Origin of the sequence: Nocardia neocaledoniensis (assembly GCF_029868625.1) — a bacterium.
Taxonomy (GTDB): Bacteria; Actinomycetota; Actinomycetes; order Mycobacteriales; family Mycobacteriaceae; genus Nocardia; species Nocardia neocaledoniensis_A.
Window position 1 is genome coordinate 1 of sequence record NZ_JARWOJ010000047.1, and the last position, 25,052, is coordinate 25,052.

The 25,052-nt window shown below is 70.3% G+C and carries 24 protein-coding genes; 8 read left to right on the plus strand and 16 right to left on the minus strand.

Going from position 1 to position 25,052, the window contains the following annotated elements; translation table 11 throughout:
- Positions 1 to 288: 288 nt before the first annotated feature.
- A complete protein-coding gene (locus QH270_RS02465) occupies positions 289 to 1,929 on the plus strand; it encodes a peptide chain release factor 3 (protein ID WP_280220539.1) in 1,641 nt (546 codons plus the stop codon).
- A gap of 23 nt (positions 1,930 to 1,952) precedes the next feature.
- Here QH270_RS02465 and QH270_RS02470 read toward each other — a convergent pair whose 3' ends face one another.
- Positions 1,953 to 2,477, minus strand: a complete 525-nt coding sequence (locus tag QH270_RS02470; RefSeq protein ID WP_280338720.1) for a nuclear transport factor 2 family protein — start codon at positions 2,475 to 2,477, stop codon at positions 1,953 to 1,955.
- 279 nt (positions 2,478 to 2,756) lie between these two features.
- Entirely contained in the window at positions 2,757 to 3,629 is an 873-nt protein-coding gene (locus tag QH270_RS02475; protein ID WP_280338685.1) for an Abi-alpha family protein, read from the minus strand.
- A 401-nt stretch (positions 3,630 to 4,030) separates the two neighbouring features.
- On the opposite strand from QH270_RS02475, the gene QH270_RS02480 reads away from it, so the two are divergent.
- Positions 4,031 to 5,281: a DUF445 domain-containing protein gene (locus QH270_RS02480; RefSeq protein ID WP_280338686.1), complete on the plus strand. Its 1,251-nt coding sequence runs from the start codon at positions 4,031 to 4,033 to the stop codon at positions 5,279 to 5,281.
- Positions 5,272 to 6,114, plus strand: a complete 843-nt coding sequence (locus QH270_RS02485; RefSeq protein WP_280338687.1) for an Abi-alpha family protein — start codon at positions 5,272 to 5,274, stop codon at positions 6,112 to 6,114. Before QH270_RS02480 ends, QH270_RS02485 begins: the two co-directional genes overlap by 10 nt.
- On the opposite strand, the gene QH270_RS02490 is transcribed toward QH270_RS02485, so the two are convergent.
- Both QH270_RS02490 and QH270_RS02495 read right to left on the minus strand, forming a co-directional pair.
- On the minus strand, positions 6,111 to 7,901 hold the full coding sequence (locus tag QH270_RS02490) for an ABC-F family ATP-binding cassette domain-containing protein (RefSeq protein ID WP_280338688.1): 1,791 nt from the start codon (positions 7,899 to 7,901) through the stop codon (positions 6,111 to 6,113). The two genes, QH270_RS02485 and QH270_RS02490, sit on opposite strands and share 4 nt — an antisense overlap.
- A gap of 269 nt (positions 7,902 to 8,170) precedes the next feature.
- On the minus strand, positions 8,171 to 9,106 hold the full coding sequence (locus QH270_RS02495; RefSeq protein ID WP_280338689.1) for a 4-(cytidine 5'-diphospho)-2-C-methyl-D-erythritol kinase: 936 nt from the start codon (positions 9,104 to 9,106) through the stop codon (positions 8,171 to 8,173).
- A 163-nt stretch (positions 9,107 to 9,269) separates the two neighbouring features.
- On the opposite strand from QH270_RS02495, the gene QH270_RS02500 reads away from it, so the two are divergent.
- Positions 9,270 to 9,473, plus strand: a complete 204-nt coding sequence (locus tag QH270_RS02500) for a cation transporter (RefSeq protein WP_233000725.1) — start codon at positions 9,270 to 9,272, stop codon at positions 9,471 to 9,473.
- Positions 9,474 to 9,747: 274 nt separating this feature from the next.
- On the opposite strand, the gene rsmA is transcribed toward QH270_RS02500, so the two are convergent.
- The 6 genes from rsmA to QH270_RS02530 all read right to left on the minus strand — a co-directional run bounded on the left by rsmA (position 9,748) and on the right by QH270_RS02530 (position 16,440).
- A complete protein-coding gene (gene rsmA / locus QH270_RS02505; RefSeq protein ID WP_280338690.1) occupies positions 9,748 to 10,629 on the minus strand; it encodes a 16S rRNA (adenine(1518)-N(6)/adenine(1519)-N(6))-dimethyltransferase RsmA in 882 nt (293 codons plus the stop codon).
- Between the two features lie 34 nt (positions 10,630 to 10,663).
- Complete coding sequence (locus QH270_RS02510; protein WP_280338691.1) at positions 10,664 to 11,818, minus strand: lipase family protein; 1,155 nt, start codon at positions 11,816 to 11,818, stop codon at positions 10,664 to 10,666.
- A gap of 116 nt (positions 11,819 to 11,934) precedes the next feature.
- The gene (locus QH270_RS02515; protein WP_280338692.1) at positions 11,935 to 12,978 is read right to left on the minus strand and encodes a lipase family protein; all 1,044 of its coding nucleotides are present in this window, start codon (positions 12,976 to 12,978) and stop codon (positions 11,935 to 11,937) included.
- A gap of 39 nt (positions 12,979 to 13,017) precedes the next feature.
- Positions 13,018 to 14,163 carry an alpha/beta fold hydrolase gene (locus QH270_RS02520; RefSeq protein WP_280338693.1) on the minus strand — a complete coding sequence of 382 codons (1,146 nt, stop codon included), beginning with the start codon at positions 14,161 to 14,163 and terminating at the stop codon, positions 13,018 to 13,020.
- Positions 14,164 to 14,288: 125 nt separating this feature from the next.
- Positions 14,289 to 15,413: a resuscitation-promoting factor gene (locus QH270_RS02525; protein WP_280338694.1), complete on the minus strand. Its 1,125-nt coding sequence runs from the start codon at positions 15,411 to 15,413 to the stop codon at positions 14,289 to 14,291.
- A gap of 172 nt (positions 15,414 to 15,585) precedes the next feature.
- Entirely contained in the window at positions 15,586 to 16,440 is an 855-nt protein-coding gene (locus tag QH270_RS02530) for a TatD family hydrolase (protein ID WP_432420278.1), read from the minus strand.
- A gap of 1 nt (position 16,441) precedes the next feature.
- Between QH270_RS02530 and metG the strand changes: the two genes are divergently transcribed.
- Positions 16,442 to 18,013, plus strand: coding sequence for a methionine--tRNA ligase (gene metG, locus QH270_RS02535; protein WP_280338696.1), 1,572 nt, complete (start codon positions 16,442 to 16,444; stop codon positions 18,011 to 18,013).
- Positions 18,014 to 18,172: 159 nt separating this feature from the next.
- Here the strand turns inward: metG and QH270_RS02540 are convergent, their stop codons facing one another.
- The 4 genes from QH270_RS02540 to QH270_RS02555 form a co-directional block, all read right to left on the minus strand.
- Positions 18,173 to 18,925: an isocitrate lyase/PEP mutase family protein gene (locus QH270_RS02540; protein ID WP_280338697.1), complete on the minus strand. Its 753-nt coding sequence runs from the start codon at positions 18,923 to 18,925 to the stop codon at positions 18,173 to 18,175.
- A 50-nt stretch (positions 18,926 to 18,975) separates the two neighbouring features.
- A complete protein-coding gene (gene rsmI / locus QH270_RS02545) occupies positions 18,976 to 19,803 on the minus strand; it encodes a 16S rRNA (cytidine(1402)-2'-O)-methyltransferase (RefSeq protein ID WP_280338698.1) in 828 nt (275 codons plus the stop codon).
- Between the two features lie 233 nt (positions 19,804 to 20,036).
- Positions 20,037 to 20,162: a hypothetical protein gene (locus tag QH270_RS02550; RefSeq protein ID WP_280338699.1), complete on the minus strand. Its 126-nt coding sequence runs from the start codon at positions 20,160 to 20,162 to the stop codon at positions 20,037 to 20,039.
- On the minus strand, positions 20,159 to 20,521 hold the full coding sequence (locus QH270_RS02555; RefSeq protein ID WP_280338700.1) for an alpha/beta hydrolase family protein: 363 nt from the start codon (positions 20,519 to 20,521) through the stop codon (positions 20,159 to 20,161). Before QH270_RS02555 ends, QH270_RS02550 begins: the two co-directional genes overlap by 4 nt.
- A 102-nt stretch (positions 20,522 to 20,623) precedes the next feature.
- Here QH270_RS02555 and QH270_RS02560 point away from each other — a divergent pair, with 102 nt between their 5' ends.
- Together QH270_RS02560 and QH270_RS02565 are read left to right on the plus strand one after the other, a co-directional pair.
- Positions 20,624 to 21,190 (plus strand): TetR/AcrR family transcriptional regulator, encoded by a 567-nt coding sequence (locus QH270_RS02560; RefSeq protein WP_432420279.1) that lies wholly within the window; start codon positions 20,624 to 20,626, stop codon positions 21,188 to 21,190.
- Positions 21,191 to 21,286: 96 nt separating this feature from the next.
- Entirely contained in the window at positions 21,287 to 22,837 is a 1,551-nt protein-coding gene (locus QH270_RS02565; protein WP_432420280.1) for a dolichyl-phosphate-mannose--protein mannosyltransferase, read from the plus strand.
- Here QH270_RS02565 and QH270_RS02570 read toward each other — a convergent pair.
- Positions 22,834 to 23,193, minus strand: a complete 360-nt coding sequence (locus QH270_RS02570; protein WP_280338703.1) for a GntR family transcriptional regulator — start codon at positions 23,191 to 23,193, stop codon at positions 22,834 to 22,836. The two genes, QH270_RS02565 and QH270_RS02570, sit on opposite strands and share 4 nt — an antisense overlap.
- A complete protein-coding gene (arcA, locus tag QH270_RS02575; protein WP_280338704.1) occupies positions 23,194 to 24,435 on the minus strand; it encodes an arginine deiminase in 1,242 nt (413 codons plus the stop codon).
- Positions 24,436 to 24,566: 131 nt separating this feature from the next.
- Here arcA and soxR point away from each other — a divergent pair, with 131 nt between their 5' ends.
- Positions 24,567 to 25,052: a redox-sensitive transcriptional activator SoxR gene (soxR, locus tag QH270_RS02580; protein WP_110039761.1), complete on the plus strand. Its 486-nt coding sequence runs from the start codon at positions 24,567 to 24,569 to the stop codon at positions 25,050 to 25,052.

A 25,052-nucleotide genomic window follows, 5' to 3' on the forward strand; every position in this document is an offset into this window, starting at 1 on the left:
GCAGCGAACCGTCCGTGAGCTGGGCGGTCGTGGGGGGGGGGGGGGGGGGGGGGGGGGGCGCCGGGCCGGGGGGGGGGGGGGGGCGGCCGCGCCCCCCCCCCCCCCCCCCCGGCCGGGGCCGCCCCCCCCCGCCCCCCGCGCGCCGGGGGGGGCGCGCCCCGCGCCGCGGGGGGGGCGCCCGCCCCCCCCCCCCCCCCCCCCCCCCCCCCCCCCCCCCCCCCCCCCCCGGGACTGAAGGGGCCGCGAACTCGAGCGCGCCAGCGCTCCAAAAACCCAGGAGGTTCCGCGTTGACCGAGTCCGGAGATAGCGCCGCCCCCACTCCGCGCGGACTTCCCGCCGAGGTCGCCCGCCGCCGCACGTTCGCCGTGATCTCGCATCCCGACGCCGGTAAGTCCACGCTGACCGAGGCGCTGGCGCTGCACGCCAGGATGATCTCCGAGGCGGGCGCCATCCACGGCAAGGCCGGCCGTAAGTCGACCGTGTCGGACTGGATGGAGATGGAGAAAGCGCGCGGCATCTCGGTGAGCTCGACCGCGCTGCAGTTCAACTACCGCGCCGCGGGCTCCGACATCGACAACGTGATCAACCTCGTCGACACCCCCGGCCACTCCGACTTCTCCGAGGACACCTACCGCGTGCTCACCGCGGTCGACGCCGCGGTGATGCTCATCGACGCGGCCAAGGGTCTGGAGCCGCAGACGCTGAAGCTGTTCCAGGTCTGTCGCCATCGCGGCATCCCCGTGATCACCGTCATCAACAAGTGGGACCGCCCCGGCCAGGCGCCGCTCGAGCTGCTCGACGAGATCAGCGAGCGGATCGGGCTCACCCCGACCCCGCTGTTCCTGCCGGTCGGCATCGCGGGCGATTTCCGCGGGCTGTTGCGCCGCGGTCCCGAGGGCGAGGCCACCGAATACATCCACTTCACCCGCACCGCCGGTGGCGCGACCATCGCGCCGGAGGAGTCGCTGACCCCGGCCGAGGCCGAGTCGCGCGAGGGCGAGGCGTGGACGACCGCGGCCGAGGAGAGCGAGCTGCTCTCGGCGACCGGGCAGGACCACGATCAGGAGCTGTTCCTGGCCGGACAGACCTCGCCGGTCATCTACGCTTCGGCGATGCTGAACTTCGGCGTGCGCCAGCTGCTGGAGACGCTGGTCGCGCTGGCGCCCGCGCCGGGTCCACGCGCCGATGTCGCGGGCAAGGACCGCGCGACCGGTGACCCGTTCAGCGCGGTGGTGTTCAAGGTGCAGGCGGGCATGGACACCGCGCACCGCGACCGGCTGGCCTTCATGCGGATCGTGTCCGGTGAGTTCGAGCGCGGCATGGTGGTCACGCACGCGCAGACCGGTCGCCCGTTCGCCACCAAGTACGCGCTGACCGTGTTCGGCCGCGAGCGCACCACCGTCGACACCGCCTACCCCGGTGACGTGGTCGGCCTGGTGAACGCGACCGCACTGGCGCCGGGCCACACCCTGTTCGTGGACAAGAAGGTGGAGTTCCCGCCGATCCCGAGCTTCGCCCCGGAACATTTCGCGACCCTGCGGGCGCAGAGCGCGGGCAAGTACAAGCAGTTCCGCAAGGCCATCGACCAGCTCGACTCCGAGGGCGTGGTGCAGGTGCTGCGCAACGACGCCCGCGGTGACGCCTCGCCCGTGCTCGCCGCGGTCGGCCCGATGCAGTTCGAAGTGGTCACCGCCCGCATGCAGGCGGAGTTCAATGTGGAAACCCAGCTGGATTTCCTGCCCTTCACCCTGGCCCGGCGCACCGACGCCGAGTCGGCACCCGAGCTGGACCGCCAACGCGGCGTCGAGGTGTTCACCCGTACCGACGGGGCGATCCTGGCGCTGTTCAGCGACAAATGGCGACTGCAGTACATCGAGAAGGAGCACCCGAAGCTCACGCTGGAACCGCTCGTCGCGACCGCCGACTAACTGGTCAACTGTCTGAGTCGGCCTCAGGCGGCGGGTCCGGGGTTGCGTTCCACCGAGGAGATGTGGTTCTCCTGCGCGATCATGCCCCAGCGACTGGCCGTGAGGCGCAAACTGGGCAGGTCGCTGAGGGAGAGCACCACCTCGTAGGTGCGCTCGTACCCGGTGTGCGCGATGCGCCAGTGCCCGTCCTCGCAACGGACGTAGCGGTCCGTGTAGAAGGCAGCACCACGCAGGCACATGTTGTGCTCGGGGATGATCACCGTGTCGGCGAGATACCAGGTTCCGGTGGCGGTGTCACCGTCGACGTCGATCTCGGGATGATCGCAGCGATGCTCGGTGATCACGTGCGGGCCGAGGGTGTTGCGCAGGAAGGCGAGGAACGCCTCGCGCGACTCGAACTGCAGGTATTCGCTGTAGGTGGCGGTCGCCTCGGGAATCATGGTGTCCGCGAACTCGTCCCAGCTCTTGGTGTCGAGCGTGCGCAGGTAGCGGAACTTGAGCCTGCTGATCGCGGTGACGTCGTCGGGGTGATCGGGCGGGCGCGTGATCGGCTCCGGCTCGTCGTGCTCCGGTTCCTCGCTCACCCAGCCCTCCCCCGTCTCCGGCCCGGCGACGAGCGGTTCCTCCTCGCCGGGCAGCACCGGTCCCGGGCGCACCCAGGGGCGCGCGACCTCCTCATCGGGCCGCACGTCCGGGGATCCGGGCACCTGCTCCATGTCTCCACGATCCCACTGAAACGACGGTAGTGCCGGATCTGTATCAGATCGCTATCACTGCCGACACCTGAGCGTGACCTCGGCGCCGGGACAGCCGTGCTGTCTCAGCTACTACCCGATGGTGAAGCAGGTGCGGCAGAAGTCCTCGCCGAACTCCGACAGCCGCAGGCTCTTGCGGACGATCTTGGGCGCGCGGCCCGCCTTCTTGAGCGCGTCCTCGACGACCGGCTGCACCTCGAGCACCATGTAGCGGCTCAGGACGACCGGATCGTCGGAGGTGAAGGTGAGGCCGAGACGGTTGAGATTGATCAGGTACGAGCGGGCCCGGTCCGGGTAGCGCACGCCCGCCTGTTCCGGCACGGAGGTCAGGTCGCCCTGGACCAGTTCCGAGCCGATGCCGAGCGGACGGTTGGTACGCACGTCGACCGAGGGCTGCGGCCCGTTGAGGGCCATGAACCGCAGGATGCGGGCCTCGTCGGGCGCGATCTCGTCGAGGATGCGGTCGTAGGCCGGGTGCACGTCCTCGGTGAAGTAGACGTCGGCCGAACGGGCCAGCAGGGCGTCGCCACGGCGGCGCAGGTCGTCGGTGGTCGCCGAGCGCAGGTAGGGCCCGACGGTGACGGCCTGCTGGGTCGACCCGTTGGACGTCGGCACATAGCTGACGATCTCGCGCACCGAACCCTCGGTGACGCCGAGCGCGCTGCGCGCGATCGAGCGCAGGGCGTTACCGGTGCGCTCGGCGATATCGGCCGAGGACTCGCCGTCCAGTGCCGCCTGAGCCAGTTCCTTGGTCACCTCGTAGGTGGTGCCGACGGCCCACTGGCTGCCGCGCACCGCGGTCCCCGCGGCCAGTCCGGCCGCGCGGAACACGCCGCGGATCAACCGGGCTTCGTTGCTGATCTGTCGCTGCTCGACATCCGAGCTGCGCTCGACGGCGCGGGTACCGGCACGGGCCAGGTCCTGTCCGGTCCTGTCGTCTGTCACGTCCTACTCCGAAGTCTCGCCAGGTGAACTGCTCGCCCACAGATTATTGCCCGACCACGCTCCAGGCACAGTGCCTACGCGACGCGCCCCTGTCCGCGCCGGCTTGTGTCCCGTCACCACGATGTGGTGGTGCTCATTGTTCCGACTCAACAGGGCGAGTACGGCATTCGGGACACGTTCTGTGACTGATGTCTCAGACACTACCCTGTGGCCTGGGGCACGACGAATGGACCAGGTTCCGCACCTCACAGTAGGGTCACCTCGCCGCGGGGGTGCTAATTTTGGTTTCCGGTGAGGCGGTGGGCACCGGGTAACGGCAGGAGGGTGTCGTGTTGGAGAGTGTGTTCGGTTTACATCCGACACTCCTGCTCGAAATTTTGACCATTCCGCTTTTCACAGGGGTGATCGGTTACATCACCAACTGGACAGGCATCCTGATGCTGTTCCAGCCGATCAAGTTCTACGGGATCCACCTCCCCGGACTGCGCGCGGTTTTTCCGTACCTGCCCAAGCGGATTCAGGTATTGCCCCTGCTCAGCTACGACGGCCGGATCGGCTGGCAGGGCATCGTGCCCTCGCGCGCCGACAAGATGGCCAGCATCGCCGTCGACAAGGGCCTGTCGAAATTGGGCAGCGTCTCCGACTTCTATCGCGAGCTCGATCCGGAGAAGCTCGCCGAACATCTGGCCGAGGTGGCCGACGCGCAGATCAGCGACATCGTCGAGGTGATCCTGCGCCGCGAGCACCCCCAGCTCTGGTACAACCTGCCCACCCAGGTCCGCGAGATGGTGCATCAGCGGGTGCGCTCGCAGCTGCCGGAGATCCTGCGCGAACTCACCATCGAACTCGGCACCAATATCGATCAGCTGCTGGACGTGAAGCAGATGGTCATCCGTTATTTCCAGGCCCGCCCGCAATTGCTCAACCAGCTGTTCCAGGTGCTCGGTGCCAAGGAACTGCGATTCATGCAGAACTTCGGCTTCTATTTCGGCGCACCCTGCGGTCTGCTGCTGGTGCTCGCGCTGCACACCACCGGCCTCTCGCCGCTGATCGTGCTGCCGATCGGCGGCATCATCATCGGCTGGGTGGTGAACTGGGTGGGCATCAATATGATCTTCGCGCCCGCCACGCCCAAGTGGTGGTGCCCCTGGCGGCAGGGCCTGCTGATCAAGCGACAGCCCGAGATCACCGCGGGCTACGCGGCGCTGGTCTCGACCGAGGTCGTGACCGTCGCCAATATCGGCGACGAACTGCTCAACGGCCCGCGCTCGGACCGCACGCTCCAAATGCTCGAGGACACCCTGCGCCCGGCGGCCGACCGCGCGCTCGGCCCGGCGCGGCCCGCCGTGAAGTTCATGCTCGGCAGCCGTGAATACGATTCGCTGCAGTCGACGCTCACCGCCGAGGCGATGACGATCGCGCCGATGGCCTTCGCCGATCCCGAGTTCAATGTCCAACAGGGCAGGCAGGTCAACGAGTACATCGCCCGGCAAATGTCCGCGCTTTCCCCGCACGACTTCGTGGACATGCTGCGTTCGGCCATCAAACAGGACGAATGGTTGCTTTTCGTGCATGGCGGCGCGTTGGGGCTCCTCGCCGGATACGCTCACATCCTGGTCTTCGGAACAGGAGTGGCGACCACATGGCTGTAGACGACCCGAGTCCGTCCACCGAGGTGGTCCGACAACCCGGGCGCCCGCCCGCGCCCATCGGCGAACGCCGTGGGGTGCTGCCGGTGTCGCCGGCGCAGACCGTGCGGGCCGCGACCGGGGTCGCCCGGGTCGCGCTGACCGCGGCCTCCGGAATGACGCTGTGGACGCTGGACACCGCACTCGGCGTGACCGTCACCGTGCTGCGCGGCAGCATCGCGGGCAACCCGCCCAAGGACGTGCTCGCCGAGGCCGAAGGTGAAGTGCGCGACCGGCTTCGGCACGCGCTTGGCCTGCCCACCGCCGCCGACCCGCACGGCGAGGCGGGCATGCCGACGCTGCGCGAGCAGGGCGCCGAACTGCTGCGGCTGTCGGCCAGTACCCATGCCGCCCAACCGGATACGCATCCGGCCTACCCCGGCATCCTCGCCGAGATCACGCCCGACGAGGCCCGGATTCTGCGCTTCGTACACGTCGACGGGCCGCAGCCGGCCATCGATGTGCGCACCGGCCGCCAGCGCGCCTTCGGCGGCGAGCGCCTGGTCAGCGGGCTCACGCTGCTCGGCGAGCACGCCGGGCTGCGCTTCCCCAACCGGGTGCCGCAGTACCTGCCCAATCTGCGCAGGCTCGGCCTGATCGAATTCACCCGTGAACCGGTCGGCAATCCGAGCCGGTATCAGCTCATCGAGGCGCAGGAGCAGGTGCGCGACGCGATGAAGCGCGGCTTCGGCACCAAGGTGAGCTACCGCAGCATCATCCTCACCGAATTCGGCGCGGATTTCGTCCAGACCTGTTTACCGGTCGTCATCAGCGACGGCCGGGAAACCGCGACCTAACCCTCGGCCAGCTCTGCCAGTTCCATCCAGCGCTCCTCGGCCGCTTCCTTTTCCGCGACGACCTCTTTGAGTTCGGCGCCGAGGGAGACCAGCTTGTCCGGGTCGGTGGCGGCTTCGGCGAGCGCGGCGTGCAGCTTCTGTTCGCGCTCGTCGAGCTTGGCGATGGTGCGTTCCAAGCGCGACAGTTCCTTGCGCGCGGCACGGTGGTCGGCCGAACTCGTCGACGCCGCCGCCGGTTTCGCGGCCACCGGCTTGGCGGCGGAAGCCTGCGCGGCGCGCCTGGTGAGGTACTGGTCGATGCCACCGGGCAGGTTCGTCAGCTTGCCGTCGCCGAACAGCGCCCAGGTGGAGTCACAGATGCGTTCGACCAGGTAGCGGTCGTGGCTGATGACCACGAGGGTGCCCGCCCAGTTGTCGAGCAGATCCTCGAGCTGTTGCAGGGTGTCGATGTCGAGGTCGTTGGTCGGCTCGTCGAGCAGCAGCACGTTCGGCTCCGCCATCAGGATGCGGGTCAGCTGCAGGCGGCGGCGCTCGCCGCCGGACAGGTCACCGACGGGCGTGCGCTGCCTGGCGGGGGTGAAGCCGAGCCGTTCGGCCAGCTGACCGGCCGAGATCTCCTTGTCGCCGAGCATGATTCGCTGGGCGATCTGCTGCACGGCCTCGAGCACGCGCATGTCGGTGGGCAGATCGTCGAGTTCCTGCCGCAGCCAACCGATCTGTACGGTCTGGCCCTGGATCCGCTTGCCCGTTGTGGGTTCCACGTCACCGGCCAGCGCGCGCAGCAACGTCGTCTTGCCCGACCCGTTCACGCCGACCAGACCGACCCGCTCACCCGGCGCGAGCCGCCAGGTCAGATCGCCGACCAGCTCGCGGCCGTCGGGTGTGGTGAGGGTGGCGTCCTCGAGTTCGATCACCACGCGGCCCAGCCGCTTGCGCGCGAACGCGGCCAGCGAGACCGAATCGCGCGGCGGCGGCACGTCGGCGATCAGGGCCTCGGCGGCCTCCACCCGGTAGCGCGGCTTGGAGGTGCGGGCCTTGGCGCCGCGGCGCAGCCAGGCCAGTTCCTTGCGGGCCAGGTTCTGCCTGCGGGCCTCCGAGGCGTCGGCCTGGCGGGCGCGTTCCGCGCGGGCGAAGATCCAGTCGCCGTAGCCGCCCTCGTAGGTCTCCACCTTGCCGCCGACGACCTCCCAGGTGCGGGTGGCGACGGTGTCGAGGAACCAGCGATCGTGGGTGACGACGACGAGCGCGGTCCGCCGGTCGACCAGGTGCCTGGCCAGCCACTGCACACCCTCGATGTCCAGGTGGTTGGTCGGCTCGTCGAGGACCAGCAGATCCAGCTCGCGCACCAGGGCCGCGGCGAGCGCGACGCGGCGGCGCTCGCCACCGGACAGGTTGGTGACGGGGGTGTCGAGGCCGAGGTCGGCGATGCCGATGCCGTCGAGCACCGAGCGGATGCGGGCGTCGGCGGCCCATTCGTGCTCGGCGATGTCGACGGTCGACAGGTCGTCGGACAGGCCGGCCAGCACCACCGAGCCGATCGTGGCGTCGTCGGGCAGCACACCGCGCTGGGTGACCACGGCCATCCGCAGCCCACCGACCCGGCTCACCCGACCGCTGTCCGGCGGTTCCAGCCCGGTCAGCACCTCGAGCAGCGTCGTCTTGCCGCCGCCGTTGAGACCGACCACCCCGATCCGCTCCCCCGCGTGCACACCGAGCGAGACGTCATCCAGCAGCGGCTTGATGCCGAAGCTCTTGGAGACCTGTTCGAGGTTGATCAGGTTGGACATAGATGTGGATCGCCTGTTCCGCCTCCCCCGCGACTTCAGGCCGGACTCGGGCGCGGGGAGGCGGCACGTCGGCGGCTTGCATCGGATTGCTGGATCAGTTGGCTCGTCCCCGGCGAGTTGCCCATGTCCATGCGGAATCTGTCGAAACCGATCATAGAGGACCGGCCGCCGACCACTCTGACCCGCACGCTCCGCGCCCTCACCGCGCACCGCGGCCGCGCCGGAGCAGTGGTTCGACCGCCTCGCCGAGCCCGTCGGCGCGGGCCGGCTCAGTGTTTGCCGTGTGTCTCGGCGTCGAGGACGCGAGCGCCGGGGACCGGGCCGCTCGCGGTGCGCACGCTGCGGCAGACGCCCGCGCCCGCCAGTTCGGCCGCGACCGCGATCGCCGCCTCCTCGGTCTCGCACAGGAACGCGCAGGTGGGGCCGGAGCCCGAGACGAGTCCGGCGAGGGCGCCCGCGCCGACACCGGCGCGCAGGGTGCGCCGCAGCTCCGGCTTCAGCGAGAGGGCCGCGGCTTGCAGGTCGTTGCCGAGCAGGGGCGCCAGGGTGTGTGGGTCGCCGGCGGCCAGGGCCTGCATGAGCTGCTGCGGGTCACCGAGTCGCGGCGGATCGCCTTCGGCGCGCAGCCGGTCCAGTTCGCGGAACACCGACGGCGTGGACAGCCCGTCCTTGGCCAGGGCGAGGACCCAGTGGAAAGTGTTGCGCGACAGCACCGGGAGCAGGCGTTCGCCGCGGCCGGTGCCGAGCGCGGTGCCGCCGTGCAGGGCGAAGGGCACGTCGCTGCCGAGTTCGGCGGCCACGGCGCTCAGTTCGTCGCGGCCCAGGCCGAGGTCCCAGAGTTCGTTGAGGCCCACCAGCGCGGCCGCGGCGTCGGCGCTGCCGCCGGCCATGCCGCCCGCCACCGGGATACCCTTGGCGATCGCGATCTCCACCAGCGGCGCGCGACCGGCCAGGTGGGCCAGGCGCACCGCGGCCTTCCAGACCAGGTTTGTCCGGTCGGTGGGGACCTCGGCGGCACCTTCGCCGCTCACCCGGACGGTGAGCGAGGCCGAGGGGGCGAGTTCGAGTTCGTCGCCGAGGGAAAGGGCCTGGAAGACGGTGGTCAGGTCGTGATATCCGTCCGGACGCAGATCACCGACTCCGAGATGCAGATTCACCTTCGAAGGAGCGCGCACGACGACCGGGCTGGGCACAACTGACAGCACGATCACCAAGCGTAACGGGTTACACCGACGAGTACGCACGTCGAATCACCCGCTCCGGCCCCGGTCGGGTCGAGGGCTTGCGCCAGGTACCCACGGGGGGTATGTTCGTTCGTGTCGGGGACATACCCCAGGACCGTATGAGCGAACAGCGAAGGAGTCGGCCATGGCCACCACCACCTACACCGTCACGGGGATGACCTGCGGACATTGCGTGAGCTCGGTCAAGCAGGAGATCGGTAAGATCGACGGTGTCACCAGCGTGGACGTCGACCTCGCGAGCGGCCTCGTGCGCGTCGACAGCGCCGGCGAGCTGGCCGACGCCGATGTCGCGGCCGCCGTCGACGAGGCGGGCTACGCGCTGAAGTGATGCCGGGCGACCGGTACCACCACACCTGCGGCGAACAGGGTGGTGGTACCGGATCGCGTTCACCGGCAGTTCATTCACCGCGTGCGCGGGGAGAATCATCCACAGCGTCATCCACACCCGCGGTCAGCGCGGCTGTCGGCCGGGTTTTCCCAAGCAGTCGGGTTCGCGGTGCGCGCATCATGATCAACTCGACGACCTGCGAAAACCGGTTGTCCACAATTGCTTTCACAGGCCGTGTGGCCGCCGCCCGGTGAACGGCGCGTGTACCGGGGGTTCAGCCCTGGGCGGCGAGGCGGACGAACGCCGCCGTGTCCAGGGTCTCCCCGCGCGCGGTCGGGTCGATACCGGCCGCCACCAGCCTGCGTTCGGCCTCGGCAGGCGAGCCCGCCCAGCCGGACAGGGCCGCGCGCAACGTCTTTCGGCGCTGCGCGAACGCGGCGTCGATCACCTCGAAGACCCGGCGGCGATGCGCCTCGTCCATCGGCCACGGCGGCTCGGCGTACCGATCGATCCGCACCAGGCCCGACTCGACGCGCGGCACCGGCCAGAACACCTGCGTGCCCACCGCGCCCGCGCGCCGCACCTTGCCGAAGAAGCCCGCCTTCACACTCGGCACGCCGTACACCCGGTTGCCGGGTTCGGCGGCGAGCCGGTCGGCCACCTCGGCCTGCACCATCACCAGCGACACCGTGATGCTCGGCAGGATCGCGAGCAGATGCAGCAGGACCGGCACCGCCACGTTGTACGGCAGGTTCGCCACCAGCGCCGTCGGCGCGGCGGGCAGCTGCTCGGGGCGCACCCGCAGCGCGTCGGCCTCGACCACCCGCAACCGGTCGACCAGGCCGGGCGCCCGGTCCGCGACGGTCTCCGGCAGGTAGTTGGCCAGCACCGGATCGATCTCCACGGCGACGACCCGGTCGACCACGTCGAGCAGGGCCAGCGTCAGCGAACCGAGACCGGGCCCGACCTCGAGCACGATGTCCTCGGCGCCGACACCCGCGGCGGAGACGATGCGGCGCACCGTGTTCGCGTCGTGCACGAAGTTCTGGCCGAGCTGCTTGGTCGGCCGCACGCCGAAGCGTTCGGCCAGGGTCCGCACTTCGGCGGGACCGAGCAGCGCGGCGCTACCGCGAGCGGGAATCTCAGGTTCGGGCACCGCTAGAACCTACCAACCGCGTCGATCGAGCAGCTCAGCGCTGCGGCGGGGCGGCGTGCACGCGGGCGAGGAAGGCGTCGATCGCTGTGCGCTGCTGCGCCGAGATCGAACCGTGCGCGCCGGTGCCCGGGATCACCTGCTGGTCGACGCCGTTGGCCGCCAGCTGCGCGACCAGCGCAGCGTGCAGCGGGGAGGGCACGATCGTGTCGGTGACGTTCATCGTCAACAGCATCGGGGCGTCGTAGCCGCTGGTCGGCAGGGTCATGTAGTCGGCGAGTACGTCGCGCAGCCCCGCGAGGGGGCGGGTGAAGACATCGCCCGCCCACAAGCCGCGAGACCCGGCGATGATCTCGTCCAGGCACTGGCCGCCCGCGGCGTCGACGAGCGACTTGCCCAGCGGCGTCAGGTAGGAATCCACGTCGGCGTCCGGATGGGTGGCGCGCAGCCCGGCCAGGATGCTGACGACGAAGGACGTCGACCCCGACAGCACCGGAATGTTCGGCATGTCCGGACCGATGAACGGCAGCACCTTCTCCACGTCGGAGGCGGCGTCGACGGCCACGGTGCCGCGGAAGTCGAGTTCGGGCGCGTATCCGGCCTGTTCGTGGGCGGTGCTCAGCGCGGCGTGACCGCCCTGGGAGATACCGAGCACGCTCCAGGTGCGCGACAGCTCGGGGTCGGCGGCGCGGGCGGCCCTGACCAGGTCGATGGTGGCCGTGGCCTCGCTGCGCACCTCGAGATATGGGTGCGGGCCGGTGTCGAAGCGGCCGAGACCCAGGTAGTCCGGCGCGACGACGGCGAATCCGCGCTCGACGAAACTGCGGATCAGCGCGTCCTCGGCGGCCCGATACTGCGCGAAACCCGCCAGCTCGGGATCGGCCTGCCCGCCGCAGCCGGGGCCGGAGCCCGAGGTGCCGTGGTCGTAGGCCAGGATCGGCCAGCCGGTCGCCGGTGCGTCGCCCTCGGGCAGGAACACCGCGCCGCTGGCGGGGCGCGCGACGCCCGCGGAATCGGTCGTCCAGTACTCGATGACCGACCCGCGCGCGAGTCCACGCCACCCCGCGGCTCGCTGTTCGACGGCGATCGTCGAGCCGGGGGTCTGCGCCGTGGCGGGCGCGAAGGCGGCGGCGGTGAGCGCGCTCGCGGTGAGCGCGGCGACCACCGTCGCGCGGATCGGGTTCTTCAGCACGGATCGCTCTCTTCACCGGCGGCCAGGACTTGGACGAGTGTACAGATCAAGTCCCGGCGTGCCGGGCGATCCGGAACCCGATGTCACCGTGGCGGTTCCGGCCCGGAGCGCCGGGCTCAGCGCTGCGGCGGCACCTGGTTGACGCGGTCGACGAAACCGGCGAGCGCGTCCTTCATCCGCTGATCGAGCACCGTGTGCTGACCGAAACCGGTCACCGTCTCGAAGTCGACCCCGCCCGCCGCGAACTGGCCGACCAGCGCGGCGTGCAGCGGGGAGGGCACCACGGCGTCGGTCGCGTTGACCAGCAACAGGATCGGCGCGTCGTAACCACTGGTCGGCAGCGTCATGTACGCGGCGAGGGCGGCGCGCAGCGGGCCCGCCGACAGCGGCCTGCTGAACAGTTCGCCGAGTCCGTGCCCGGCGAGATCCTCGACGATGCCGTCGATGCACTGTCCGCCCGCGGCGTCGATGATCCGCTTGCCGAGCGGAGTCAGGTAGGAGTCGACCTCGGCTTCCGGATGGGTCGCCCGCAGACCGGCCAGGATGCTGACGGTGAACGCCGACAGCCCGGCGGTGCCCTCGGCCTCGGGGAACCACGGGCCGAGCAGCGGCAGGGCCTTCTCCACATCGGAGGCGGGGTCGATGGCGACGGTGCCGCGGAAATCGAGCTCGGGCGCGTAGCTCGCCTGCACATGTGCCGCGCTCAACGCGGCGTGGCCACCCTGCGAGGCGCCGACCACGGTCCAGGTACGCGAGAGTTCAGGGTTGACTGCCCTGGCGGCGCGCACCAGGTCGATCGTGGCCGTGGCCTCGCTGCGCACCTCGAGGTACGGGTGCGGGCCGGTGTCGAACCGGCCGAGCCCCAGGTAGTCCGGCGCGACGACGGCGAAGCCCTGCTCGACCAGGCCCTGGATCAGCTTGTCCTCGGCTGTGCGGTTCACCGGCAGCGGCGCGAGATCGGGATCGGCCTGGCCGCCGCACCCCGGGCCGGACCCCAGGGTGCCGTGGTCGTAGGCGATGATCGGCCAGCCCGTGGCAGGCGCGTCACCCGCCGGGAGGAACAGCGCACCGCTGGCCGGACGTTCGTTGCCCGCGGAGTCGAGGGTGGTGTATTCGACTACCGAACCGCCGCCGGTCAGGTAACGGCCGGTTGGGCGCACGCCGTCCGGAAGCGGTGCGGCCAGCTACTCGAGCGCGGGTCAGACGGACCGGTCGAGGAATTCGTCGATCGCCGCCCACATCGCCGGATTCAGCTCACAGTGACTGCCGGTGCCGACCACCGACTGGAAGCCCACCCCGCCCGCCGCGAACTGCGCGGCCAGCGCGGCGTGCAGCGGCGAGGGCACCGTGCGGTCGGTGGCGTTGAGCAGCAACAGGATCGGGGCGTCGTAGCCGCTGGTCGGCACCGTCATGTAGTCGGCCATCGCCGTGCGCAACGGCTCCTCGCCGAGCGAGCGGGTGAGCATGGCGCCCAGGGTGAGGTCGGCGACCCGCTCGTCGATGGCGTCCTGGCACAGCGTGCCGATGTCATCGAGCACCGCGCGGCCGACCGGGGTCAGATAGGAGTCGACCCGCGCCTCGGGCCTGGCCGCCCGCAGACCGGCCAGGATGCTCGACGAGAAGCCGAGCACGCCACCACGGACCCGATCGGGATTGCCGGGACCGAGCAGCGGCGCCACCTTCTCCACATCCGAGGCGGGGTCGATCGCGATGGTGCCACGGAAGTCCAGCTCGGGCGCGTAACCCGGCTGTCGGTGCGCCGTGGCGAGCGCGGCGTGCCCGCCCTGGGACATGCCCGCCGCCAGCCAGACCGGGGACAGGTCGTCGCGTACCGAACGCGCCGCGCGCAGCATGTCGAGCGTGGCGGTGGCTTCGGTGTCGATGTCGAGGTAGGGGTGCGGGCCGGTGTCGAAGCGACCGAGCCCCAGGTAGTCCGGGGCGACGACGGCGAAGCCCTTCGACACGAGGTGCCGCAGGAACACGTCCTGCGGTGCCTGCGATTCGGGCCATGGCGCACCGGCCGGATCCGACTGGCCTCCGCACCCGGCACCGAGCCCGGTCGTTCCGTGGTCGTAGGTGATCACGGGCCAGCCGCCCGGCGGCGCTTCCCCGCTCGGCAGATACAGCGCGCCGCTGGCGGGCTGTGTCACGCCGCCGACACCGCGCGTCCAGTACTCGATGACCTGCGCGCCCGACATCCCGTGGAAGCCGTCGGCCTGCGGGATCACCGAGATCACCGCGCCCGGCTCGGGTTCCCGCGCCCCCGCCGTCGGCGCCCCGACGGCGATCCCCGCCGACACCGCCACCGCCGCGGCCACCATCCGCCAGGCCGAAACCGCACGCATCAACAACCACCCCGTCGACTCGTCAGCGAGCCGAGACCGCACGAGCACAGCGGACTCGGCGAAACGAGAGCAAACTACCGCGCGAACTCGGGCGGGCGACCGGAACCCGCCGAACGCGGCCGGAACTACAGTCCGAGGCGACCGGTGCAGGCGGGCCAGGCGCCCCAGCCCTGGCGGGCCCGGGTGACCTCGGCGATGGCGATCTGCTCTTCGCGGGTGGCCAGGTCGGCGCGGGGCGCGTACTTCAGGCCGCCCTGACGTTCCCAGGTGCTCTGGTCGAACTGGATGCCGCCGTAGTAGCCGTTGCCGGTGTTGATCGACCAGTTGCCGGTCGACTCACATTTGGCCAGGGCGTCCCAGATCGCGCCGTCGCGGACCGGCGGCACCTCGGTGCCGGGCTTGGCGCCCTTGCGGATGGTCTTGGGCTGGGCGGGCGTGATGACGTTGGAGTTGGTCTGCACCCGGCTCGACTCCACACCGTTGGTGATGGTGACGGCGAAGGTGGCCTCGTGCAGGCCGGGTGCGCCCGGGTTCTCGACCACGGTGCGGCTCATGTTCATGGTGACGTCTTCGATCACCTGCTCGGTGGGCTCGAGCGGCAGTGTCTCGGTGCGCTGCTCGATCCGCTGCCGGGTGACGGTGACCTGCATGTCGCCGGTCAGCGGAGTGGTGGCGGCGGGCTCGGCGAAGTCCTGGTCCTTCAGCGGAATGCCCGCCGCCGTGAGGAATTCGCCGACCGTCGGCGCGGCCAGCCGCACGTCGACGGGAGCCGCGCCGCCGTCGACGAGGGTGATGGTGCGCGGGGTGTAGACGCTGAGCGCGGCACCCGCCAGCGGCAGCTTCTCGGTGCGGGTCGGCACCACGTGGGTGTCGGCCGGGATCTGCATCTGGGCGAGCGCGTCGCCCGCGGTGATGCCGGTGGTCCACACCTTGCGTTCGGTGCCGTCGACGGTGATCGTGATCTCGCGACCGCGGTTGAGGGTGATGGTCGCGCCGTCGCCGACCTTCGCCGCGGACGGCGGGCTCACCTCGTCGTGTTCGGAGAGCTCGTAGCCCGCGTCGGCCAGGATGGCGCGCACATCGCGGGCCATGGTGCTGTGTTCGATCCGCTCGCCGTCGACGACCAGCGCGACCGTCTTGTGGTTCGTGATCGCCAGCGAGGCACCGACCAGGAGAATCAGCAGCATGGCCGCCACCGCCGCGTACAGCAGCGGCGAGCGAGACGAGTTGATCCGCGCGAAAGCCGACATGGTTACAGAACGATAACGACAAGGTTTGCGCGAGACAACAGGGGTGCGCCCGATCAGCGGGATCGCAGATCACGATTCGGTATAGACATCGCTGGTAGATAACGACCCGAGCGGCCGAATGTGAGCCGAAACACGTTTAGCGTCCAGCCCCCTGCCGACCGGACGAAACGGACTATCGGATGCGGTACAGCCTGCGCGCGTTGGCGGTGGTGATCTCGGCCAGCTCCACCGGGTCCTGCTCGCGCGCCTCGGCCAGCGCGCGCACCGTGTACGGCAGGCAGTACGACTCGTTGGGCGCACCCCGATACGGGTGCGGTGTCAGATAGGGCGCGTCGGTCTCGACCAGGATCTGGTCGTCGGGCACGAGCTGGGCCGCCTCACGCAACTCGTGCGCGTTCTTGAAGCTCACCGTGCCGGAGAAGCTGAGCACGTACCCCTCGGCCACGCACGCTTCGGCCATGGTGGCGTCGGAGGAGAAGCAGTGGAAGATCACCGTGTCCGGGGCACCCTCGTCGAGCAGCACCGTGAGCAGGTCGTGGTCGGCCTCGCGGTTGTGGATCATCAGTGGCTTGCGCACCCGTTTGGCCAGGTCGATGTGCCAGCGGAAGCCCTCGATCTGGGTTTCGACGTCGGCGCAGCCGTCGAGCTTGCCGGGCCAGTAGTAGTCGAGCCCGGTCTCGCCTACCGCGACGACGCGAGGGTCGGCGGCCAGGTCTTCCAGTACCGCCTTCGCCTTGTCGTCCAGCGCGTTCGCCCTGGTCGGATGCAAGGCGACGGCCGCGTACACGCGCGGATCCCAGTGCGCGGCCTCGACCGCCCACTGCGCGGCGGCGAGGTCGTCGGCCACGGTCACCACGTGCCCCACGCCCACCGAGGCGGCGCGATCCACGATCGCCGTGGTCGAGGCGGCATCGGTCGCGCCACAGGCGTCGAGATGGGTGTGCGCGTCGATCAACGGTGTGAGCGGCGACGGAAGGGGCGGAGCCGGACGATTCTGGTTTGCCACGCGGATTACAGTAGTGACCATCATGAGCGAGCGACCTGACGGCGCCGAGGCGCCCGCCTTCTACATCACGACGGCCATCGCGTACCCGAACGGTGCGCCGCACATCGGTCATGCGTACGAGTACATCTCGACCGACGCGCTGGCCCGGTTCAAGCGGCTCGACGGGTACGACGTGTTCTTCATGACCGGCACCGACGAGCACGGTCAGAAGATGCAGCAGACCGCGGCCACCGAGGGCATCCCGGTGCAGGAGCTCGCGGCGCGCAACTCCGACGTGTTCGAGGCGATGGACAAGGCGCTCGACATCTCCTTCGACCGCTTCATCCGCACCACCGACGAGGACCACAAGGCCGCCAGCGTCGCCATCTGGGAGCGGATGCTCGCCAACGGCGACATCTACCTGGGCAACTACTCCGGCTGGTACTCGGTCCGCGACGAGGCGTTCTACACCGAGGAGGAGACCACCCTCCTCGACGACGGCACCCGCGTGTCCACCGAGTCGCAGACCCCGGTGACCTGGACCGAGGAGTCGAACTACTTCTTCAAGCTCTCGGAGTACCAGGACAAGCTGCTGGCCCTCTACGAGGAGCACCCCGATTTCATCGCGCCCGCGACGCGGCGCAACGAGATCGTCAGCTACGTCAAGGCCGGGCTGAAGGATCTGTCGATCTCGCGCACCACCTTCGACTGGGGCGTGCCGGTGCCCGGCCACCCCGATCACGTCATGTACGTGTGGGTCGACGCGCTCACCAACTACCTGACCGGCGTCGGCTTCCCCGACACCGACTCGGCGAAGTTCCGGAAGTTCTGGCCGGCGAACGTGCACATCATCGGCAAGGACATCACCCGGTTCCACACCGTGTACTGGCCCGCGTTCCTGATGTCGGCCGGCATCGAACTGCCGCAGCGCGTGTTCGTGCACGGATTCCTGTACAACAAGGGCGAGAAGATGTCGAAGTCGACGGGCAATGTCGTCGACCCGCTCGCGCTGGTGTCCACCTACGGTCTCGACCAGGTGCGTTTCTTCCTGCTCCGGGAGATCTCCTACGGTCAGGACGGCAGCTACAGCAACGACGCCATCGCGGGCCGGATCAACGCCGACCTGGCCAACGAGTTCGGCAACCTGGTGCAGCGCAGTCTCACCATGGTCAACAAGAACTGCGACGCCAAGGCGCCGACCCCGGGCGAGTTCACCGAGGACGACCGCGCCCTGCTCGACCGCGCCAACGCCCTGCTCGACAAGTGCCGCACCGAGTTCGACACCCAGCAGATGCACCTGGCGCTGGAGGCCATCTGGCTGACGCTCGGCGAGACCAACCGGTACTTCTCCGCCAACGCGCCGTGGGCGCTGCGCAAGTCGGGCACCGAGGAAGACCTGGCCCGCATGGCCACGGTCCTCTACGTCACCCTCGAGGTGGTGCGCATCGTCGCGATCCTGGTGCAGCCGGTGATGCCGGGTTCGGCCGCCAAGATCCTGGATCTGCTCGCGCAGGAGGGCCGCACCTTCGCCGATATCGCGACGCCCCTGGTCCCCGGCATCGCGCTGCCCGCGCCGGAGCCGGTGTTCCCGCGCTACGTCGAACCCAAGGAATAACGCCGCGGCGGACCGCTGTTCGCGCGTGCGCCCACCGGACAGGCCGACAGTGCGCGGTAGCACGATGGTGGAAGCTCCACACGAACGCGCACGCCGACAGGCGCCTACGCGATGCGAACGGCGGGCGTCCCTTCGCGGGGGCGCCCGCCGTCGTTTTCGTTACTGCCAGGCTTCGAGCAACCTGGTCGCCTCCGTGGCCAGCGCGGCCTGCAGGAACGGGCCGAAGCTGATCCGGGCGACGCCGAGCCCGGCGAAGTGCTCCTTGGCCGGCGTGCCCGGCTGGCCGATGGCGTTGATCGGCAGCGGCAGTTCGGCGGTGAGCCTGAGCTGGACCTCGTCGGTGTGCCTGCCCACCGGGTACAGCACGTCGGCGCCCGCCTCGGCGGCGAGGGTGAGCCGGGCGATCGCGCGATCCACGCGATCGGCTTCATCGCCGTCCTGACGCAGGAACAGGTCGGTGCGCGCGTTGACGACCACGTGCACACCCGCCGCGTCGGCCGCCGCGCGGAGACCGCGCACGAGATCGGCGTGCTCCTCGGCGCTACGAAGACGCTTGCCCTCGAGGTGCACGGTGTCTTCGATATTGAGTCCGACGGCGCCTGCCGCGAGCAGACCTTCGATGAGTCGCGCCGGCTCCTGCCCGTACCCGGACTCGATGTCGACCGACACCGGCACGTCCACCGCGCCGGTGACCTGGGTGACGCGCGCGAGCAGCTCCTCGAACGTCATCCCTTCCCCGTCACTGCGCCCCACCGAATCGGCGACCGGGTGCGAACCCATGGTCAGCCCCGAAAACCCAGCGGCCACAGCGATATTCGCCGACCACGCGTCCCATACGGTCGGCAGCACCACCGGGTCACCCGGCCGGTGCAGTTCGAGCAGAGTCTTCGCCTTCGCGTCCAAAGAGGTCATACCCGCGATGATGCCGCACGACCGGGACCCGTGCCATGAATCGGTCGCCGCTACTCGGCCGAACGGGCCGCCAGGACCGCCTCGTAGAGATCCTTGCGGGAGGCGCCGCGGGCGGCGGAGACCTCGGCGCAGGCGTCCTTGAGGCGCATGCCGCTGGCCACCAGGGCTTCGACCTCGCCGACCAGGTCGTCGGCATCGGCCGAAACCGGTTGGGCGCCTTCGAGAACCACGGTGATCTCGCCGCGGGCACCGTCGACGGACCAGGCGGCGAGTTCGGCGAGGGTGCCGCGCACGACCTCCTCGTAGGTCTTGGTGAGTTCGCGGCAGACGGCGGCGCGGCGATCGGGGCCGAGCACGGTGACCGCGTCGGCCAGGCAGTCGGCCAGCCGGTGCGGCGCCTCGAAGAAGACGCAGGCGCGCTGCTCGGCGGCCAAGGTGCGCAACCATTCCCGGCGCGGGCCGCCCTTGCGCGGGGCGAAACCGTCGAAGCAGAAACGTTCGACCGGCAGGCCCGACAGGGCGAGGGCGGTGGTGACCGCCGACGGGCCGGGCAGGCAGGTGACCGGGAGGTCGCGCTCGACGGCGGCCGCGACCAGGCGATAGCCGGGGTCGCTGACCGAGGGCATGCCCGCGTCGGTCACCAGGAGCACGGTCAGCCCGGCGGCGATGTCATCGAGCAGGGCGGGAATCCGCGCGGTTTCGACGTGGTCGTAGAAGCTCACGACCCGGCCGGTGATCTCGACCCCGAGCGCCTTGGCCAGCGACTTGGTGCGGCGGGTGTCCTCCGCGGCGACCACATCGGCCGAGCCGAGCGCATCGCGCAGACGCTGGGACGCGTCGCCGACATCGCCCATCGGGGTTGCCGCTAGGACCAACACGGTGGGGTTCCGCCTCTCCGGGAGTTCGGCCGCACCGATGCGTGCGGCCGGGTTGCCAGCTGGTGGCGCCCGCCCATTCTGTCAGGACACCATGACCACACCCCGCGCCGCCCGCACACGACATCGCGCCGATCACCGACGGCGCCACCGCGGTCGCAGGCGGTACGACGTCGCCCGGCCGAGCTCGTTGCCCCGCACAGCACACCCTGTCCGGGCGTCGGGGCGCCCTTCGGCTACTTGCTGCGCACCTCACCCTCCGGGTCGCGGCACCGCTCGAGCTCGGCGCGCGCCTCCTTCCACGCGGTGTCGTCCACGCCCAGTGCGGTGCGCAGGTAGGCACAGGTCAGCTGCTGGATCATGGCGACGCGGGCGGGCTTCTCATCGGTGGTCTCGGCGACCTCGTAGCCGACGATGCCGCCGAGCGAGTGCTCGCCGATTGCGCGCCCCAGGAGTGGCCCGCCACGGCGACGCGCTCGTGGTCGACCCGGCCGCGCAAGCCGGGGACGGCGGCTTCGACCTCATCCAGCCCGTCGAGCACCCGCCGCAGATCGTCGACGCGGATGCGCCAGATCCGTGGCGTGCGTGGGTCTTCCGCCGGGATCCCGAACCGCCGCGAATCCAGATGCGTCGGCTGGACGACGACGAAACCGTGGGCCGCCCAGTGGTCGGCCAGTGGCGCGTACCCGTCCATCGACCAGCCGTAGCCGTGCGAGAACACGATGACCGGCAGCGCGGTGCCGGTCGCGGGCGCGCTGACCGCACCGCGAGATCGGTGCCGCGGCCTGGCGCACTGTTCCGCTTCGCAACCGAAAGGACCGTGGTGACCGACGCCGCCCCCAAACGCAAGGACGCCCGCCGCAATCAGCAGGCGCTGCTCGACGCCGCCGCCGCGGTCTTCGTCCGCGCCGGCGTCGACGCGCCCGTCCGCGAGATCGCCGCCGAGGCGGGCGTGGGGATGGGCACGATCTACCGCCACTTCCCGACCAGGGCCGATCTCGTCATCGCGGTCTACCGGCACCAGGTCGACGCCTGCGCCGCGGCCGGACCGGCGCTGCTCGCCGAGGGTCCGACCCCGCATGCCGCGCTGGGCCGCTGGGTCGACCTGTTCGTCGACTTCCTGGTCACCAAGCACGGTCTCGCCGCCGCGCTGCACAACGACACCGGCAGCTTCGAGACCCTGCACGCGTACTTCCTCGACCGCCTGCTCCCGGTCTGCGCCGAGCTCCTCGACGCGGCCGCGGCGGCGGGCGAGATCGAATCCGGCGTCGGCCCCTATCAACTGCTGCGTGGCATCGGAAACCTGTGCATCGGCGCCGAGTCCGACACACGCTACGACCCGCGCGCACTGGTCGCCCTGCTCATCGCCGGGCTGGGCCGGCCGAGCTGACCCGATGGTGTCGGCTCGGACATCGGCGGGGGCACCGCCTACGATCGGGGCGTGATCCCGGTGAGCGAAACTCGCGCGACGCGCCATGTGTCGGCAGTGGTCTCCCCGGCGCCGCTGCGCCCCGCTCCCGATTTCGGTCCACTCGACACCGCGCGCGGCTGGGCTGTCACCGGTGTGCTCACCCTGATCGCGGCGATCACCCGGATCGTGAACCTGAACTACCCCACCGACGCCCGCACCCCTGTCTTCGACGAGAAGCACTACGCTCCGCAGGCCTGGCAGATGGTCACCGGCGGCGGTGTGGAGGACAACCCGGCCTACGGTCTGGTGGTCCACCCGCCGGTCGGCAAGCAGTTCATCGCGATCAGCGAGGCCCTGTTCGGCTACAACGCGTGGGGCTGGCGCGGCACGGCGGCGCTGGCGGGCACGGTGCTGGTGCTGCTGGTGATCCGGATCGTGCGGCGCATGGCGCGCTCGACACTGATCGGCGCGTTCGCCGGCATCCTGCTCATCGCCGACGGGCTGACCTTCGTCTCCTCCCGCATCGGCATGCTCGACATCTTCATGGCCCTGCTGGTGACGGCCGCGTTCGGCTGTCTGATCGTCGACCGCGACGAGGTCCGCGCCCGCCTGGCCGCCGCCGACCTCGCCGGACGCATCGGCATCACCGACTGGGGTCCACGACTCGGCGTGCGCTGGTGGCGATTCGGCGCCGGTGTGCTGCTCGGGCTGGCGTGTGGCACCAAGTGGTCGGGCATCTACTACATCATGTTCTTCGGCCTGCTCAGCGTGGCCTTCGACGTGAGCGCGCGGCGCGCGTACGGGGTGCGCAAGCCGTGGCTGGGCACCCTCGGCCGGGACGTGGGTCCGGCGCTGTACGCGCTGGTGGCGATCCCGCTCGTGGTGTACCTGTCGTCGTACTGGGCGTGGTTCGCCAGCGAGACCGGCGTGTACCGGTACGCGGTGGGCAACCAGGTCGGCGCGGGCGGCGCGTTCTCGTTCCTGCCCGACGCGCTGCGCTCGCTCTGGTACTACCAGGGCGAAACCCTGGATTTCCATTCGAGTCTCACCAATTCGGCGGGCAATCACCATCCGTGGGAATCCAAGCCGTGGACCTGGCCGATGGGCCTGCGCCCGATGCTCTACTACTACGCCGACGGCACCGTCACCGGCTGCGGTGAAGCCCAGTGCGTGAAGGCCATGATGGCCGTCGGCACCCCCGCCCTGTGGTGGCTCGCCCTGCCCGCGCTCGGCTGGATGCTGTGGCGCTCGGTGGTGCGCAAGGACTGGCGCTACGCCGCCGTCCTGGTCGGCTACGGCGCGGGCCTGCTGCCCTGGTTCCTCACCCTGGACCGGCAGATGTACTTCTTCTACGCGGTCGTGCTCGCGCCCTTCCTCGCGATGGGCGTCGCGCTGGTGCTCGGCGACATCCTCGGCTCGGCCAGGCCGGCGGGGATACCGCGCAGCCCGACGGGGACCTACCTACCGGCACCCGTCAACGAGCGCTACGCCCTCGGCCTGTTGATCGTGAGCATCTACCTGGGCGTGGTGATCGCCAACTTCGTCTGGCTCTGGCCCATCCTCACCGCCCAGCCGATCACCCCGGCCAGCTGGCAAGACCACCTCTGGCTACCGAGCTGGCGTTAGCTGTCCATCGCGCGGCGCACGAAGTCGAGCGCGTCGGAATCGGGCAGGCCGAGGCGACGGACGGTCGCCACGTAGTCGACGGCGGCGCGGCCCGCGATGTCGCGCGTCGGGTCGCCGGAGGAGGCGATGAACGAGCCCTGGCGGCCCCGGGTCTCGAGCACGCCGTCGGCCTCGAGTTCGCGATAGGCGCGGGCGACGGTGTTCGGGGCGATGCCGAGGTCGGCGGCCAGGGCGCGGACGGTGGGGATCTTGGTGCCCGCGGTGAGGGTGCCCGCGCGGACCTGCTCGATCACGGCCATCCGCAGCTGCTCGTAGGGTGGCTGGGCGGAATCGGTGGACAGCTCGACGTGGAACACTCACACCTCGTCTCGGGCCAGTGGACAGGACATGCAGCGCGGACCACCACGGCCCGAACCGAGCTCGGAACCCTGGATGGTGAGGACCTCCACCCCCGCGTCGGTGAGCCGCGAGTTGGTCATCTCGTTGCGTTCGTAGGCCACGACCACTCCCGGCGCCAGCGCCAGGGTGTTGTTGCCGTCGTCCCACTGCTCGCGTTCGGCGGTCGGCCCGTCGCGGCCGGTGTCGATCACCCGCAGTCGCGGGATCCCCATGGCGGCCGCGGCGGCGGGCAGGAACGGTTCCGGCCCGCTGATGCTGATGCGGTCCAGGTCGCCGCGCCCGGAGAAGCCGTCCTCGCGGCGAATGGTGAACGCCCGCAGGGTGTCCCGCACACCCGGGTACATCACCACCGCGTCGGTGTCGACCATGGTGCAGACGGTGTCCAGGTGCATGGTGGCCCGGTTCTGCGCGATCGGCACCACCAGCACGGTGTGGGCGAGGTCGTCGTCGAAGAGGCTGCGCGCCAGCGCTTCCGCGCCCGCCGGGGTGGTCCGCTCGCCGACGCCGACCGCGACGACGCCCGGCGCGAGCAGCAGCACGTCACCGCCCTCGATCGGGGCGGTGTGCGATTCGTAGGCCCGGCGCACGCCGAGGAAGCGCGGGTGGAACGCGTAGACCAAATCGGTGATCGAGGTCTCGCGGATGCGGGCGGGCAGGGCCAGCGAGGTGATCGCGACCTTCGGCCCGACCCAGAACGACGAGTCGCGGGTGAACAGCAGGTTGGGCAGCGGGTCGATGACGAAGTCACCGCCGTGGTGCATCCGGCGCACCAGGGAGGTGGTGTCGGGCCCGAAGGGCAGCTCGTCGAAGGTCATCCCGGCCATCAGGATGTCGGCCAGCGCGGGCGCCTCGACCTTGCGCAGTTCGGCGGCGAGCTGGTCGGCGAGGCCGTGCCCGAGCCTGCGGGCGTCGACGGCGGCCGAGATACCCTGGATCCTGGCCGCGCCGCTCACCTCGAGCGTCTCGGCGAGCAGGTCCGACAGCAGCAGCACCTCCACGCCGCGTTCGCGCAGCAGCGCCGCGAAGGCGTCGTGCTCGGACTGGGCGCGTTCCACCCACGGGATGCCGTCGAAGAGCAGTTGATCGTTGTTGCTCGGGGTGAGCCTGCGCAGCTCGTCGCCGGGCCGGTGCAGCAGCACGGTCCGCAGGGTGCCGACCTCGGAGGTGACGGCCAGACGCGATTCGGGGGCGGTTCCCATGCGAAAACCGTAATCCGCGGAGCGCCCCTGGGCACGGAAGACCCGCAGACCCGCCGGAGGCAGTCGGGCCGTTTTCGTCCACACCGAAAAAACCTCAAGTATTGTTGAGGACGAAAACGGGAGGAGCGCAGATGACGACGGCCGATTGGCAAACGAAGGAGCTGACCCCCGGGCAGCTCTCCGAGCGTAGTGGAGTTGCAGTGTCCGCGTTGCACTTCTACGAACGTGAAGGTCTCATATCGAGCCGTCGGACCAGCGGAAATCAACGCCGCTACGCACGCGAGACCCTGCGCCGAGTGGCCTTCATCCGCATCAGCCAGCGCGTGGGCATCCCGCTGAGCGAGATCCGCTCCGCGCTCGACCGCCTCCCCGAGGGCCGCACGCCCACCCGCCGCGACTGGGAGACCCTGTCGACGACCTGGCGCGAAGACCTCGACGACCGCATCGTCCAGCTCACCCGACTGCGCGACAATCTCACCGGCTGCATCGGCTGCGGCTGCCTGTCCCTCGGCTCCTGCAAGCTCGTCAACGAGCACGACCGCCTCGGCGCGGAGGGGCCGGGCGCCCGGGTCCTCGACGTCCAGCTCAACTGCCCCACCCGCCAGGTCTGCGAGTAA

Bases quoted from the DNA above. Each gene is read 5' to 3' on its own strand.
- QH270_RS02485 (WP_280338687.1), top strand. From the start codon at position 5,272: ATGGCTGTAGACGACCCGAGTCCGTCCACCGAGGTGGTCCGACAACCC.
- QH270_RS02490 (WP_280338688.1), bottom strand. From the start codon at position 7,901: ATGTCCAACCTGATCAACCTCGAACAGGTCTCCAAGAGCTTCGGCATC.
- QH270_RS02500 (WP_233000725.1), top strand. From the start codon at position 9,270: ATGGCCACCACCACCTACACCGTCACGGGGATGACCTGCGGACATTGC.
- QH270_RS02520 (WP_280338693.1), bottom strand. From the start codon at position 14,163: ATGCGTGCGGTTTCGGCCTGGCGGATGGTGGCCGCGGCGGTGGCGGTG.
- QH270_RS02525 (WP_280338694.1), bottom strand. From the start codon at position 15,413: ATGTCGGCTTTCGCGCGGATCAACTCGTCTCGCTCGCCGCTGCTGTAC.
- QH270_RS02530 (WP_432420278.1), bottom strand. From the start codon at position 16,440: ATGGTCACTACTGTAATCCGCGTGGCAAACCAGAATCGTCCGGCTCCG.
- metG (WP_280338696.1), top strand. From the start codon at position 16,442: ATGAGCGAGCGACCTGACGGCGCCGAGGCGCCCGCCTTCTACATCACG.
- QH270_RS02540 (WP_280338697.1), bottom strand. From the start codon at position 18,925: ATGACCTCTTTGGACGCGAAGGCGAAGACTCTGCTCGAACTGCACCGG.
- QH270_RS02550 (WP_280338699.1), bottom strand. From the start codon at position 20,162: ATGATCCAGCAGCTGACCTGTGCCTACCTGCGCACCGCACTGGGCGTG.
- arcA (WP_280338704.1), bottom strand. From the start codon at position 24,435: ATGGGAACCGCCCCCGAATCGCGTCTGGCCGTCACCTCCGAGGTCGGC.
- soxR (WP_110039761.1), top strand. From the start codon at position 24,567: ATGACGACGGCCGATTGGCAAACGAAGGAGCTGACCCCCGGGCAGCTC.